Source organism: Streptomyces odontomachicola (assembly GCF_039605595.1).
Classification (GTDB): Bacteria; Actinomycetota; Actinomycetes; order Streptomycetales; family Streptomycetaceae; genus Streptomyces.
Map to the genome: position 1 here is coordinate 351,496 of NZ_JBCFOK010000007.1, position 14,071 is coordinate 365,566.

10 protein-coding genes are annotated in these 14,071 nt (G+C 71.4%); 2 read left to right on the top strand and 8 right to left on the bottom strand.

Annotated elements, in window-relative coordinates; all coding sequences use genetic code 11:
• Window positions 1–31: 31 nt before the first annotated feature.
• The 4 genes from ABEE00_RS16010 to ABEE00_RS16025 form a co-directional block, all read right to left on the bottom strand.
• On the bottom strand, window positions 32–961 hold the full coding sequence (locus ABEE00_RS16010) for an ADP-ribosylglycohydrolase family protein (protein WP_345746131.1): 930 nt from the start codon (window positions 959–961) through the stop codon (window positions 32–34).
• 12 nt (window positions 962–973) lie between these two features.
• Window positions 974–1,633 (bottom strand): histidine phosphatase family protein, encoded by a 660-nt coding sequence (locus tag ABEE00_RS16015; RefSeq protein WP_345746132.1) that lies wholly within the window; start codon window positions 1,631–1,633, stop codon window positions 974–976.
• 28 nt (window positions 1,634–1,661) lie between these two features.
• A complete protein-coding gene (locus ABEE00_RS16020; protein WP_345746133.1) occupies window positions 1,662–2,270 on the bottom strand; it encodes a YdbC family protein in 609 nt (202 codons plus the stop codon).
• A 77-nt stretch (window positions 2,271–2,347) separates the two neighbouring features.
• The gene (locus tag ABEE00_RS16025; RefSeq protein ID WP_345746134.1) at window positions 2,348–3,775 is read right to left on the bottom strand and encodes an amidase; all 1,428 of its coding nucleotides are present in this window, start codon (window positions 3,773–3,775) and stop codon (window positions 2,348–2,350) included.
• A gap of 234 nt (window positions 3,776–4,009) precedes the next feature.
• On the opposite strand from ABEE00_RS16025, the gene ABEE00_RS16030 reads away from it, so the two are divergent.
• Window positions 4,010–4,612, top strand: a complete 603-nt coding sequence (locus ABEE00_RS16030) for a TetR/AcrR family transcriptional regulator (RefSeq protein WP_345746135.1) — start codon at window positions 4,010–4,012, stop codon at window positions 4,610–4,612.
• Between the two features lie 138 nt (window positions 4,613–4,750).
• On the opposite strand, the gene ABEE00_RS16035 is transcribed toward ABEE00_RS16030, so the two are convergent.
• Together ABEE00_RS16035 and nrdR are read right to left on the bottom strand one after the other, a co-directional pair.
• Entirely contained in the window at window positions 4,751–7,666 is a 2,916-nt protein-coding gene (locus ABEE00_RS16035; protein ID WP_345746136.1) for a vitamin B12-dependent ribonucleotide reductase, read from the bottom strand.
• A 131-nt stretch (window positions 7,667–7,797) separates the two neighbouring features.
• A complete protein-coding gene (nrdR, locus tag ABEE00_RS16040; RefSeq protein ID WP_345746137.1) occupies window positions 7,798–8,316 on the bottom strand; it encodes a transcriptional regulator NrdR in 519 nt (172 codons plus the stop codon).
• A 451-nt stretch (window positions 8,317–8,767) separates the two neighbouring features.
• Here nrdR and lexA point away from each other — a divergent pair, with 451 nt between their 5' ends.
• Entirely contained in the window at window positions 8,768–9,568 is an 801-nt protein-coding gene (gene lexA, locus ABEE00_RS16045; RefSeq protein WP_345746138.1) for a transcriptional repressor LexA, read from the top strand.
• Window positions 9,569–9,808: 240 nt separating this feature from the next.
• On the opposite strand, the gene ABEE00_RS16050 is transcribed toward lexA, so the two are convergent.
• Window positions 9,809–11,890 carry an ATP-dependent DNA helicase gene (locus ABEE00_RS16050; protein ID WP_345746139.1) on the bottom strand — a complete coding sequence of 694 codons (2,082 nt, stop codon included), beginning with the start codon at window positions 11,888–11,890 and terminating at the stop codon, window positions 9,809–9,811.
• Between the two features lie 145 nt (window positions 11,891–12,035).
• Window positions 12,036–13,910: an IucA/IucC family protein gene (locus ABEE00_RS16055; protein ID WP_451918590.1), complete on the bottom strand. Its 1,875-nt coding sequence runs from the start codon at window positions 13,908–13,910 to the stop codon at window positions 12,036–12,038.
• Window positions 13,911–14,071: the final 161 nt, after the last annotated feature.

Below are 14,071 nucleotides of genomic sequence, written 5' to 3' on the forward strand. Positions count from 1 at the left end.
GACGTCCGCTGACCCGCCCAGCGAAGGTTGGTTATCCCTCCACCTTCGGCAACCACTCAGGGAGGTGTTCCGTATGACGTGCCCACTCCTCGGGCGGGGCTCCCGCAGGGCCCGAGGCCACGATTCCGCCGACGATGGCGCAGGTCGTGTCGACGTCTCCGCCTGCCTGAGCGGTGTCCCAGAAGGCCGCGGCGAAGTCGCCGGGGTGGCGGGCCGCCGCCCACAGGGAGAAGGGCACGGTGTCGTGCGCGCTGGTGCGCCGCCCGCAGCCGAGCACGGCGGCCACCGTGCCCACGTCCGCGTAGTCCAGCATGTCGCGCGCCCGGCGGATCCCGGCCTGTACGGCGCTGCGGGGCACCAATTCCAGTACGCGCCCGAGGAGTTCGGGGCCGTCGGGGGCGGACGGCTCGTCGTGGCCCGCCAGTACGGCGGCGGCCGCCGCCACCGCGCGGGTCCCGGCGACGGCCTCGCGGTGCTGGTGGGTGACGTAGGCGGAGAGCTCAGCCTGGTCGGCGGCGCGCTCCGGATCGTCGGCGTACCAGGCGCCGAGCGGGGCGACTCGCATCGCGGCGCCGTTCCCCCAGGAGCCCGCGCCGTCGAAGAGGGCGGCGGCGAGTTCCCGCCAGTCGGCGCCCTCCTGGCGGATCTGCCGGAGCATGCGGTTCACCGCGGGCCCGTAGCCCCGGTCGAAGTCGTGGTGCTCGGCGAAGGCGGCGGCCAGGGCGTCCTGGTCGATCTCGCCGTGCTCCACCAGGACGGTGAGGATCGAGCCGGCCATCTCGGTGTCGTCGGTCCACTGCCATTCGCCGGGCGGCAGTTCGCGGCGGCGCAGCAGGGGGAGATGTACGGGGACGAAGAACTGCGACCCCAGAGCGTCGCCCACCGCGAGACCGCGCAGGGCGGCGAGAGCGCGGGCGGCCCGCTGGTCGCGTACGGAGTGGGGAGAGTGTTCAGCGGTCATCGTGGGCCGACCTTAACCGCAGACCCCGTAAGGACGGGGTGTGCACCACTGGTCGAAGGGGCGGTCCAGGTGGTATTTGCCGTCGGGGCCGAGTTCGAGGGTGCGGGTCTCGCCGTTGTCGGGGTTGGACAGCGACTCGAATTCCGCGACCGTCCAGTGCAGCCACCGCATGCAGAACAGCCGCATGGTGAGGCCGTGGGTCACGAGCAGGACGTTCTGCGGATGGTCGGGCGATTCGAAGCTGCGCCACAGGCTCTCCAGGAAGGCGCCCACCCGGTCGTAGACGTCGGCGCCGGACTCGCCCTGGGCGAAGCGGTAGAAGAAGTGGCCGTAGGCGTCCCGGTAGGCCTTCTGCTTCTTCACGTCGTCCCGGTCCTGCCAGTTGCCCCAGTCCTGTTCGCGGAGCCGGGGCTCCTCGCGCACCCGGAGCAGCGAGGGCTCCAGGCCGAAGGCGGCGAGGGTCTCGTGGGTGCGGCGGTAGGGAGAGACGTAGGCGGAGACGCGCTCCTGGCCGAAGACCTTCCGGAGCTGCTCACCCGTGGTCTCGGCCTGCCGCAGGCCGCGGGAGGTCAGGGCAAGGGCGTGGTCGGGGACACGTTCGTAGATGGTGTCGTCGGTGTTGCCCTCCGACTCTCCGTGTCTGACCAGGACGATGCGACGGGGACGTGCCATGCGGCCCACTGTAGATTCACTTACGGACTCATACGGTCCAGGACGGTTCGAGATCGATCACATCGCCCGCTATGCCCGTCACATCGGCGCCGGTCTGGGCACGGAAGGCGAGCCGTTCGACACGTTCCGTCCGGTATTTGCCGTGCTCCGCCGCGGAGTCCCACATGGAGAGCACCAGGAACTCATCCTCGGCGCACGCCTGGGCGAAGACCCCGCGCAGCATCCCGGGTGAGCCGGCCATGGCCGGATTCCACACCTTCTCCTGCATGTGCGTGTAGTGCTCGACGCGGTCGCTGCGGACCCGGCAGTGGGCCACCCGCAGCAGGTCGGCGTCGGTGAAGACGGGCCGGAAGCCCGTCTTCACGTCGAAGCGGTAGTCGAAGAGCCGCACCCGCATGTCCTTGTAGGTGCCGATCTGAGCGGCGTGCAGCCGGTCGTGCGAGCGCGCCATGAAGGAGTCGTAGAAGGCCCTGCTCTCCCAGAAGCCGAAGAGATGCGCCACGCCGGCGCGCGCCCGGCTCCAGCCGCCGCCCTGCCCGCGGAAGCCCGGTTCGCCGAGCAGACCCGCCCATTTCCGCTGCCCGCGCTCGAAGCCCCGACGGTCGACCACGGAACAGCGCATCCACTTGACCAGCACCGCGCCATCGTACGGGCATCGCGGTGACGGTCCGCACACGCACCGCGAAGCCCGACGTTCCAACTCTCCCCGGGAGTTCAGGAGTTGGCGTGGAGGCGGTCGAGTGGCGCGAATGTGCCGACTCCGCGTTCGACTGCCGCAGCCGCGTCCAGGCACAGGTCCTCGCGGAACTGCTGCCCGATCACCTGCACGCCCTGCGGCAGGCCGCCGAAGACGCCGCCCGGCACCGCGACGGCGGGCAGGCCGAGGAAGGAGGTCACGCTGTTGAGCTGCACAGCGCGGGTGAGGCGGTCGCGGTCTTCCGTGCTGCGCTTCTCCTCATCGGGGGCGAAGGGAGGCTCGGTGCACACGGGGCCCAGCAGCAGCGGGTAGTCCTGCTGGAAGTGCGCCCACTTGCGCTGGAGCCCGAGGCGGAGGCCGGGCAGTGCGATGTAGTCGGCGAGGGAGGCCGGTTCGGCCTGGTCCATGGCCAGTTGGATGTAGCGGTCGCCGCCCTCGCCCAGCAGGGTCTTGACCACGGGCCAGCTCTGGCTGAACTCGGTCAGCGTGAGCCGCGAGTACGCGTCCATGGCCTCCCGCACCGGCGGCGGCTCGGTGACCTCTTCCACCGCGTACCCCGCGTCGGAGAGCGCACCGGCCGCCGCGTCGATCGCGGCCCGCACGTCCGGATGGACCCCCGTACCGCCCGGATCGGCGAGCACCCCGACCTTCGGCGGCCCGTCGGGGGCGGGCAGCGGGGACGGTACGGGGACGAAGCGCGGGTCCTCGGGGGCGGGGCCGGGGCCCGCCAGTACCTCGAAGGCGGCGCGGAGGTCACGCACCGTACGCGCCAACGGGCCGTCGACCACGAGGAGTTGCGAGCCGAGCGCGGGGTCCTCCGGGCCGACCCGGTGATCGGCGGGGAAGCGCCCCGTAGTGGGCTTGAGACCCGCGGCGCCGCAGAACACCGCGGGCAGCCGCACCGAACCGCCCGCGTCGTTGCCCAGCCCCAGCGGCGTCATGCCCGAGGCCACGGCCGCCGCGTCACCGCCGCTGGAGCCGCCGGGGGTCACCCGCGGGTCGAAGGGGTTGAGCGTTTCACCGAACAGTTCGCTGCGGGTGTGGATACCGGCCAGGACGAGGGTCGGCATGTTGCTGTGGCCGACGGGCACGGCGCCGGCCGCGCGCAGCCGGGCCACCGGCGGGGCGTCCCGCTGGGCGGTGAAGTGGGCGAAGCGCTTGGCGCCGAAGGTGGTCGGCAGCCCCGCGATCGCGGTGGTCTCCTTCACCGTGAAGGGCACGCCGGCCAGCGGCCCCAGTTCCCTGCCCGCCGCGCGCCGCGCGTCGAGGGCCGCCGCTTCGGCTCGCGCCTGGTCGGCGCGGAGTTGGGTGACGGCGTTGAGCTGCGGGTTCGCCGCGGCGATCCGCGACAGAGAGCTCTCCAGGACCTCGACGGCCGTGACCTCGCCGTTCCGCACCGCCGCCGCGACCTCCGTCGCCTCGCGCCGCCACCACTCGCCGCTCATGACTGCCCACGCTCCTTTCCGCATCACGGACGGTGCGGCACGGGCTCCGGCTCCGGCGCCAGCACCCAGGACCCAGCGCCGACGTCGGCACCCGCGCGGACCGTCACCGCTCCAGCGCACCGCCGCCCCGCGCACATACCCCGTACCGATGCACCTGCATCACAACGTTCGCCATCGTAGCCTGTAACCGATACAGGCGCATCGGATTATGCGAGGGACCAGGGAGGCGACGCCGTGCCGCGTCGGATCGATCACGAGGGCCGCCGGGTGCGGATCGCCGAGGCGGTCTGCCTGCTCGCCGACGAACACGGGCTGGAGGGCGTGCGCTTGCGCGACGTGGCCGCCAGGGCGGAGGTGTCCATGGGCGCGGTGCAGCGCTGCTTCCGTACGAAGGAGGAGATGCTCGTCTTCGCGCTGAGCCACGTCAGCGCGCGGGTCACGGAGCGCATCGGGGCACGGGACGAGGCCGCGCCCGGCGGCGAATCCGCGCGGGACGCCCTGACCCGTATCACCGGCGAGGTCGCGCTCGTCGCGGAGGAGCGACAGCGCGAGGCCCGCGTGTGGCTGGCCTTCGTGGCGCAGGCGGCGGTGACTCCGTCGCTGGCGGAGGTGGTTCGCGAAAGCTACGCGGAGCTGCACCCCCTCCTCGTACGGCTCGTCCGTGAGGCGGCGGAGGGGAGTTCGGAGGCGTCAGCCGAGCGGGAGGCGCGGGCACTGCTCGCGCTCACGGACGGCCTGACCACGCACGTTCTGATCGGGCACCTCTCCCCCGCGGATGCGCTCGGCGTACTGGAAGGCCACCTCGACCGGCTGTGCGGGGAGCGGCGCGACGCCTGAAGCCGCAAAGCCCGCAAACGCAAGACCCGCACACGCAAAAAGCAGGCGGGCCCCGGGAGATCCCGGGGCCCGCCCTCACTCACGCTGAGGACACGGCGTCAGCCGCGCTCAGCCACGCTCACCCGCGTCCAGCCGCGATCAGCTGCAGCCGCTGGTGGAGCCGCAGCCCTCGCACAGGTAGCAGCTGCCGGCGCGGCGCATCTTGGTGCCGCAGGAGAAGCACAGCGGCGCGTCGGCGTTCAAGCCGAGCTGCATTTCCATCAGTTCGGTGGAATTGTGCGCCTGGGTCGGGGCCGGAGCCTGCTGCGGGTCGGGCTGGTTCGCCTCGGCCTGCACCTTCTCCTTGGCCTTCTCCTTGGCCTCGCCGACCGTCTCCGGCTTCGCCTTGTGCGCCGACTGGGACAGGCCCTCGACGTCGACCTCGTCCTCCTCGGCCGGCTCGTACGAACCGGTCTCCAGGTGGCGCTGGCGCTCGGTCGCCGAGTGGATGCCGAGTGCCGAACGGGTCTCGAAGGGCAGGAAGTCCAGCGCCAGGCGGCGGAAGATGTAGTCGACGATCGACTGCGCCATCCGCACGTCCGGGTCGTCGGTCATGCCGGCCGGCTCGAAGCGCATGTTGGTGAACTTTGAGACGTAGGTCTCCAGCGGGACGCCGTACTGCAGGCCGACCGAGACGGCGATCGAGAAGGCGTCCATCATGCCCGCGAGGGTCGAGCCCTGCTTGGACATCTTCAGGAAGACCTCGCCCAGGCCGTCGTCCGGGTAGGAGTTGGCGGTCATGTAGCCCTCGGCGCCGCCCACCGTGAAGGAGGTGGTGATGCCGGGACGGCCCTTGGGGAGGCGGCGGCGGACCGGGCGGTACTCGATGACCTTCTCCGGCTCCTTCTCCTCCGTCTTCTCCTCCTTCTCGTCCTTGGACTTGGCGGAGAGCGGCTGGCCGACCTTGGAGTTCTCGACGTAGACGGCGAGCGCCTTGGTACCGAGCTTCCAGCCCTCGAGGTAGATCTCCTCGACGTCCTCGATCGTGGAGGTGGAGGGCATGTTCACGGTCTTGGAGATGGCGCCGGAGATGAACGGCTGGGCCGCCGCCATCATCCGCACGTGGCCCATCGGCGAGATGGAGCGCTCGCCCATCGCGCAGTCGAAGACCTCGTAGTGCTCGGGCTTCAGGCTCGGCGCGTCCACGACGTTGCCGTGCTCGGCGATGTGCTCGACGATCGCCTCTACCTGCTCCGGCTGGTAGCCCATGCGCTTCAGGGCCTTCGGAACCGTGTTGTTCACGATCTGCATGGAGCCGCCGCCGACCAGCTTCTTGAACTTGACCAGGGCCAGGTCGGGCTCGACGCCGGTGGTGTCGCAGTCCATCATCAGGCCGATGGTGCCGGTGGGGGCCAGCACGGAGGCCTGCGCGTTGCGGAATCCGTTCTTCTTGCCGATCCGCTGCACGTCCTGCCAGGCCTCGGTGGCCGCGGCCCACACCGGGGTGTCCAGGTCGTCCATGCGCTTGGCGGCGTCGTTGGCGTCCGCGTGCTGCTTCATGACGCGCTTGTGCGCCTCGGCGTTGCGCGCGTAACCGTCGTACGAGCCGACCACGCCGGCCAGTTCGGCGGAGCGCTTGTACGAGGTGCCGGTCATCAGCGAGGTGATGGAGCCGGCCAGGGCGCGGCCGCCGTCGGAGTCGTACGCGTGGCCGGTGGCCATCAGCAGGGCGCCGAGGTTGGCGTAGCCGATGCCGAGCTGGCGGAAGGCGCGGGTGGTGTCACCGATCTTCTGGGTCGGGAAGTCGGCGAAGCAGATGGAGATGTCCATCGCCGTGATGACCAGCTCGACGACCTTGGCGAAGCGCTCGGCGTCGAAGGACTGGTTGCCCGCGTCGTCGTCCTTGAGGAACTTCATGAGGTTCAGCGAGGCGAGGTTGCAGGACGAGTTGTCCAGGTGCATGTACTCGCTGCACGGGTTCGACGCGGTGATCCGGCCGGTCTCCGGCGACGTGTGCCAGTGGTTGATGGTGTCGTCGTACTGGATGCCGGGGTCGGCGCAGGCGTGCGCGGCCTCGGCCATCTTGCGGAACAGCCGCTTGGCGTCGACCTCTTCGAGGACCTCGCCGGTCATGCGGCTGCGCAGGCCGAAGTTCTCGCCGGCCTCGACGGCCTTCATGAACTCGTCGTTGACGCGGACCGAGTTGTTGGCGTTCTGGTACTGGACGGAGGTGATGTCCTCGCCGCCCAGGTCCACGTCGAAGCCCGCCTCGCGGAGGGCGCGGATCTTCTCCTCCTCCTTCACCTTGGTGTCGATGAAGGCCTCGACGTCCGGGTGGTCCACGTCGAGCACGACCATCTTGGCCGCGCGGCGGGTGGCGCCGCCCGACTTGATGGTGCCGGCGGAGGCGTCGGCGCCGCGCATGAAGGAGACGGGCCCGGAGGCGTTGCCGCCGGAGGAGAGCAGCTCCTTGGAGGAGCGGATGCGGGAGAGGTTGAGACCGGCGCCCGAACCGCCCTTGAAGATCATCCCCTCTTCCTTGTACCAGTCGAGGATCGACTCCATGGAGTCGTCGACGGAGAGGATGAAGCAGGCGCTGACCTGCTGCGGCTGCTGGGTGCCGACGTTGAACCAGACCGGCGAGTTGAAGGCGAAGATCTGGTGCAGCACGGCGTACGCCAGCTCGTGCTCGAAGATCTCGGCGTCCGACTCGGAGGCGAAGTAACCGTTGTCCTCACCGGCCTTGCGGTAGGTCTTCACCACACGGTCGATGAGCTGCTTGAGGCTGTTCTCCCGCTGCGGGGTGCCCACGGCGCCGCGGAAGTACTTGCTGGTCACGATGTTGGTGGAGTTCACCGACCAGAACTCGGGGAACTCGACACCGCGCTGCTCGAAGTTGACCGAGCCATCGCGCCAGTTGGTCATGACGACGTCGCGGCGCTCCCAGACCACCTCGTCGTACGGGTGCACGCCGGGGGTGGTGTGCACGCGTTCGATGCGCAGTCCCTTGTTGGCCTTGCCGCCGCCCTTGGAGCGGGAGCCCCCGCGTGCCGGACCGCTCGTCGTCTCAGTCATTCCGCCTCCCTGTTCGGGCATAACGCCCTGTTGCGCCCCATATGTTCCGAGGCACGGTGCCTGTCTGAAGACCGGAGCACCCACCGTGTGCGCTCCGGTCACGTCTCGCTGTCTGCTGCGTCCCGCCGCTCTCAGTCGGCGGCGGCAGTGGGCGCGGGCACGGGGCCGGCTTCCTCGCCGGCCTCCCCGCGCTCCTCCGACGGAGGCCGGGCATCGCGCAGCTCGGCGATGGCGGCCTCGAAGTCCTCCAGCGACTCGAACGCCCGGTAGACCGAGGCGAATCGCAGGTATGCCACGAGGTCAAGGTCCTGGAGCGGACCGAGTATGGCGAGGCCGACGTCATGCGTGGACAGCTCGGCGCTCCCGGTGCCCCGCACCGCCTCCTCGACCCGCTGGCCGAGCTGGGCGAGGGCGTCCTCCGTGACCGGCCGGCCCTGGCACGCCTTGCGGACCCCGGCGATCACCTTGTCCCGGCTGAAGGGCTCGGTGACGCCGCTCCGCTTGATCACCGTGAGTGACGCGTTCTCCACCGTGGTGAAGCGGCGCGAGCAGTGCGGGCACTGACGGCGCCGCCTGATCGCGGTGCCGTCGTCGGTCGTACGGCTGTCGACGACGCGGCTGTCGGAGTGCCGGCAGAAGGGACAGTGCATGGTTTCCCCAACCCTTCTCGAGCCTTCGAAGCCCACGACGCGCATGACTGTTACGGCCTACGGCGGGCCCGCGACGAGGGCCCCTCCGAAGCAGCCACCAGCATAGGTGACGGACCCCGGCGCGGTGCACCGGGGACCACAACTTGTGGTGGCACGTGCTCATCAAAGCACTAGATCTGGTGCTGGGGCGTCAACTTCGGCAGTACGCGTGTCGCGCCGCACCGGCGGCTCCGAGCCTACGCGAAACGGGCTGCCGGAACGCGCCACGGGAGGGGCTGCGAGACTGTGATCCCGCTCGCGGGACACACGGAACCCGGTGGAGCTATACACCCCGCACTCAGATCGGGACAGGCAAACCAGAGATTTTCACTCGAACGTGTGTTTGGCGCAACCTTTCGAAACCCACTAGCGTTGGCCTACTAGGGAGAACCGCTCGCCGAGAGGGGCCGACGTGACCACCACCGCAGACAGCGCCACCATCACCTCCCAGAACCGAACAGGCCAGGCGCTGGAGCAGATTCCGCAGATGAACGACGCCACGCCCGCGCACCCCGACCCCGAAGACAATCCACAGGCGAAGCGCTCGCTGCCCGGGAGGCCACCAGGCATCCGGGCGGACAGCTCCGGCCTGACCGACCGGCAGCGCCGGGTCATCGAGGTCATCCGCGACTCGGTGCAGCGGCGCGGATACCCGCCGTCCATGCGGGAGATCGGGCAGGCCGTCGGCCTCTCCAGCACCTCGTCGGTCGCGCACCAGCTCATGGCCCTGGAGCGGAAGGGCTTCCTCCGGCGCGACCCGCACAGGCCCCGTGCGTACGAGGTGCGCGGTTCGGACACGCCCAGCACGCAGACCACGGCGGACACGACGGGGAAGCCCTCGGCCTCGTACGTCCCCCTGGTCGGCCGCATCGCGGCGGGCGGACCGATCCTCGCGGAGGAGTCCGTCGAGGACGTCTTCCCGCTCCCCCGCCAGCTGGTCGGCGACGGCGAGCTGTTCGTCCTCAAGGTCGTCGGCGACTCCATGGTCGACGCGGCGATCTGCGACGGCGACTGGGTCACGGTGCGGCGCCAGCCGGTCGCGGAGAACGGCGACATCGTGGCCGCGATGCTGGACGGCGAGGCGACCGTGAAGCGGTTCAAGCGCGAGGACGGCCATGTGTGGCTGCTCCCGCACAACGCCTCGTATCAGCCCATTCCCGGTGACGACGCGACGATCCTCGGCAAGGTCGTCGCCGTGCTGCGCAGGGTCTGAGGGCCCCGCGCCCCACCCACGCTCCGCGCGTCACCGCCCCTGGACGGGCCGCCGTTTCCCAGCTGCGCCGGGACCGGCGGCCCAGCTTTTGTCGGCGTGCGCTGTTTTCGAGCGCACACGCCGCCGAGTACACCAAGTACGCCGAGTACGTCGCGTACGAACGCCCCCGCGGGCTCCCTGCGGGGGCGTTTCCACGCGCGGGCAGCTCCCCGCGCCGATGCCTCAGCCCCTCTCGGGCACTCAGCCCTTCTTCGCCGCCGCGTCGATCGCCGCGAGGGAGCGGCGGACCTGGTTGCGATCGGTGGTGTACCAGAAGTCGGGCATGGAGGCGCGCAGATACCCTCCGTAACGGGCGCGCTCCAGGCGCGGGTCCAGCACCGCCACCACGCCGCGGTCGCCCATGGCCCGCACCAGGCGACCGGCGCCCTGCGCCATCAGCAGCGCGGCGTGGGTGGCCGCGACCGCCATGAAGCCGTTGCCCCCGGCCTCCTCGACGGACTTCTGGCGGGCGCTCATCAGCGGATCGTCCGGGCGCGGGAACGGGATGCGGTCCATCACCACCAACTGCAGGCTCTCGCCCGGCACATCGACGCCCTGCCACAGCGACAGCGTGCCGAACAGGCAGGTCTCGGGGTCCTCGGCGAAGCGCCGGATCAGCTCGCCCAGGGTCTCCTCGCCCTGGAGCAGGATCGGCTGGTCGAGGCGTCCGCGCAGCTCCTCGGCCGCGGCCTGCGCTGCGCGCATGGAGGAGAAGAGGCCGAGGGTGCGGCCGCCCGCGGCGCCCACCAGATCGGCGAGCTCGTCCAGCATGTCGCTGCGGGAGCCCTCGCGGCCCGGCTGGGACAGGTGCTTGGCGACGTAGAGGATGCCCTGCTTGCGGTAGTCGAAGGGGGAGCCGACGTCGAGACCGCGCCAGCGGGGACCGCCCTCGCCGTCCCGCTCCGCCTGCTCGCCTTCGGCCTGCCCGTCCTCGGCCTCCTGCTCCCGGGCCGCTTCCCGGCCGCCCTCGGCCGAGGCGTCGCCCCCGGCCTGCGCGGCGCCGGCGGGCTCCCGTACGTCCTCAGGGCGCAGGCCCAGGGAGGCGCCGACGCCGTGGAAGTCGCCGCCGAGTTTGAGGGTGGCCGAGGTGAGGACCACCGAGCGGTCCTCGAACAGCTTCTCCCGCAGCAGCCCGGAAACCGACAGCGGGGCGACGCGCAGCGAGGCCCCATACCGGTCATGGCGCTCATACCAGACGACGTCGAACTCGGAGCCCTCCAGGACGCGTTCGGCAACGGCGTGGACGTTCTCCACCGAGGCGAGGGCCTGCTTGCGCACGGCGTCCTCGTCCTGCACGGAGCGGTCGCGGGTGTTGCCGAGCGCGGTGATGCAGGCGCGGGCCGCGTCCCTGAGCGCCATCAGGGCGTGGTCCAGGTCCGCGGGGATCTTCTCCAGGCGCCCGGGAAGGGCCAGCTCCATCAGCCGCTCGAAGGTCTCCGCCGCGGTGAGGAGCTGGTCGGCGGCCTTCTCGTCGACCAGCTTGGCGGCGCGGCGCACCGCGCGGTTGACCCCGCCGGGGGTGAGCTCGCCTGTGGCCACGCCGGTCACGCGGGAGACCAGCTCGTGCGCCTCGTCCACGATCAGCACCTCGTGACCCGGCAGCACCGGGGCGCCCTCGATCGCGTCGATGGCGAGCAGCGCGTGGTTGGTGACGATCACGTCGGCGAGCTTGGCGCGCTCGCGGGCCGCCTCGGCGAAGCACTCGGCGCCATACGCGCACTTGGAGGCGCTCAGGCACTCCCGGGCCGTGACCGAGACCTGGGACCAGGCGCGGTCCGAGACGCCGGGGGTGAGGTCGTCGCGGTCGCCGGTCTCGGTCTCGTCCGACCAGTCGCGCAGCCGCAGCAGGTCCTTGCCGAGCCGGGAGGTGGGGGCGGCCGACTCGAAGGGGTCGAACAGGCCCTCCTCCTCGTCCTGCGGCACGCCCTCGTGCAATCGGTGCAGGCAGAGGTAGTTGGAGCGGCCCTTGAGCATCGCGAACTCGGGGCGGCGCCGGAGCAGCGGGTGCAGCGCGTCGACCGTGCGCGGCAGGTCGCGCTCGACGAGCTGGCGCTGGAGCGCGAGGGTCGCGGTGGCGACGACCACGCGCTCGCCCTGCGCCAGGGCCGGCACGAGATAGCCGAGCGACTTTCCCGTGCCCGTGCCCGCCTGCACGAGCAGGTGGGTGCCGTCCTCGACGGCCTCGGAGACGGCTTCGGCCATGGCCACCTGGCCGGGGCGCTCCGTGCCGCCCACGGCGGTGACGGCTGAGTGCAGGAGTTCGGTGAGGGCGGGCTTGCTCATAGATACCGAACCTTACGTGCCGGGTCCGACAAACGGCCCCGGGCCGGTCCCCCACCGGTCCGCCGCGGCCGGGCGCGCGCGGCGCGCCCCGGGAGCGCCGGGGCCGCCGCCGCGCCGTCCGGGGCGTACCGGTGGGGGTGCGGGGTCACGGCGCGTACAGCGGGTTGGCGACCGTACCGTGCACGGCGGCGTGCGGGCGCTCGGCGCGGTCGCGGTAGCCGTCCAGGTGCAGACGGTTGCGGTTGAGGCAGAGCCGGTCGATGCGCGGGGTGAGCAGGTCGAAGGTCTCGAACCGTTCCTTCATCTGCGGGAAGCGCGCCTGGTAGCGGTCGATCTCGTCACGTACGGCCGCCCAGAAATCGCGCTCCGGCACGCCGAGGGCGTCCTCGCACAGCGGCGCCAGGTAGCGGAACACCCCGACGAACAGCCCCGAGTGGATGAACTGCACCAGGAATTCCGGCTCCTCGGTGAGCAGCACCTCGCGCACCTCGTCCGGCATGGCGTCGAGCTCGGGCACGTGGCGCGCGCTCAGGTTTATGTCGTCCACGAAGTCCTTGACCGCGAGCCGTACGGGGACGTCGTGCTCGTCGAAGACCACGATGGCGTTCTCGCCGTGCGGGGAGAAGACCGTGCCGTACCGGTACAGACAGTGCAGCAGCGGCGGCAGCAGGGCGGCGAACAGATGGCGCAGCCACGCGACCGGCTCCAGGCCCGAGCGGCGCACCAGCTCGGCGGTGAAGGACGCCCCCTGCGCATCGGTGTGCAGCAGGGCGGCCAGCGTACGGGCGCGCTCCCCCGCCTCCAGCCGGGGCGTCAGCGGCTCGCGCCAGATGCAGCCGAGCAACTCGCGGTACTGGTAGGGGACATGGGGCAGCGCGTCGTACTGCGGGTGCGGCACGGTCAGCGAGGCGACCTCGCCGAGCAGCAGCACGCGGCACTCCTCGGAGAGGTACGGGTCGGAGTCCCGCAGCTCGTGCATCCAGCGGGTCACGGCGGGCGCCGCGCGGGTCCGCTCGGTCGGAAGGCCGCGCCACACCAGGGTGTTGAGGATGGACAGCGGGAGCTTCACCGTGTGGCGGTCGGGGCGCGCGGTGTTGAGGAAGGTGCGGATGGACTGCTGGGGCAGCCGCAGGTCCGGGTCCTCCTCCAGCGGCACGATGTCGCCGGTGGCGAGCGCCTCGGCGAAGAGCGGCGCGATGGTCTCGTCCCACTGCCAGGGGTGCACGGGCAGCAGCAGATAGTCACCCGGCTCCACCCCGCGCGAGCGCAGCAGCTGCTCGAAGCGCACCAGCGTGCCGGGCCCGAGCTCACGCGCGTACAGCCGGTGCGGTTCCTCCAGGGACGGTACGCCGCGGTAGTCGGCGATGCGGCGGTGCACGGCGATCCACGGGAGCCGCCGCGGCACGCCGGACTCGGGTGCCCAACGTGCGGTGTCCGTGCTGGAGAAGCCCATCCGCCCCTTGTTGACGACGATCCAGGGGTGGCCCGTCTGGTGCCCCTCCAGCTCCGCGTAGCCGAGCTCGGCCAGCTCGGCGGCCGGCGGCGTGCGCCGGTCGAGGCGTACGTCGGCGGCGAGCGTGGCGATCAGTTCGCGGATCAGATGGCCCGTGGTGTCCCCGCTCAGACCGAGCAGGCCGTCGTGCGCGCGGGTGAGGAAGTCGAGGGGGCCGGTGCCCGCGGGGCTGAGCGAGCCCGGGTCGATGTGCCAGTGCCCGTACGCGGTACGGCGCGCGCGGAAGCGGAGGGTGAGGTCGTCGGCGACGCGCAGCCGGTAGGAGGCGTACGCGGTCTCGGGGCCGGTGTCCGGGGCGCTGTCAGGGTCCGCGTCGGGGACGGCCTCGGGGTCGGGCTCGGGCGCGATGATCTCCTCGTAGGCGAACTCCGAGAGCATCTTGACGAGCAGACGCGAAGAGGCGCGCGTCCAGCCCTCCCGGTCCAGCTCGGAGGGGGCGGACAGCGCGCCGCGGTCGTGGTCGTGTGGCGGGGAGTCGGGGGAAACATGGTCGGGGGTTCCGGTCACCAAGGGCTCCTCGGTCGGGGGCGGGGGACGTCTCGGGGATTCCGGTGGGGTCCCGGTACGGACGGAAGAGAACCCGTAGGGGCGGAATCCGGGCGGGTGGGTGGACGAGTGGGGGTACGGATGCGGCGCCCGGCGCGCGAGGGCGGCCGGGCGCCGGGCGG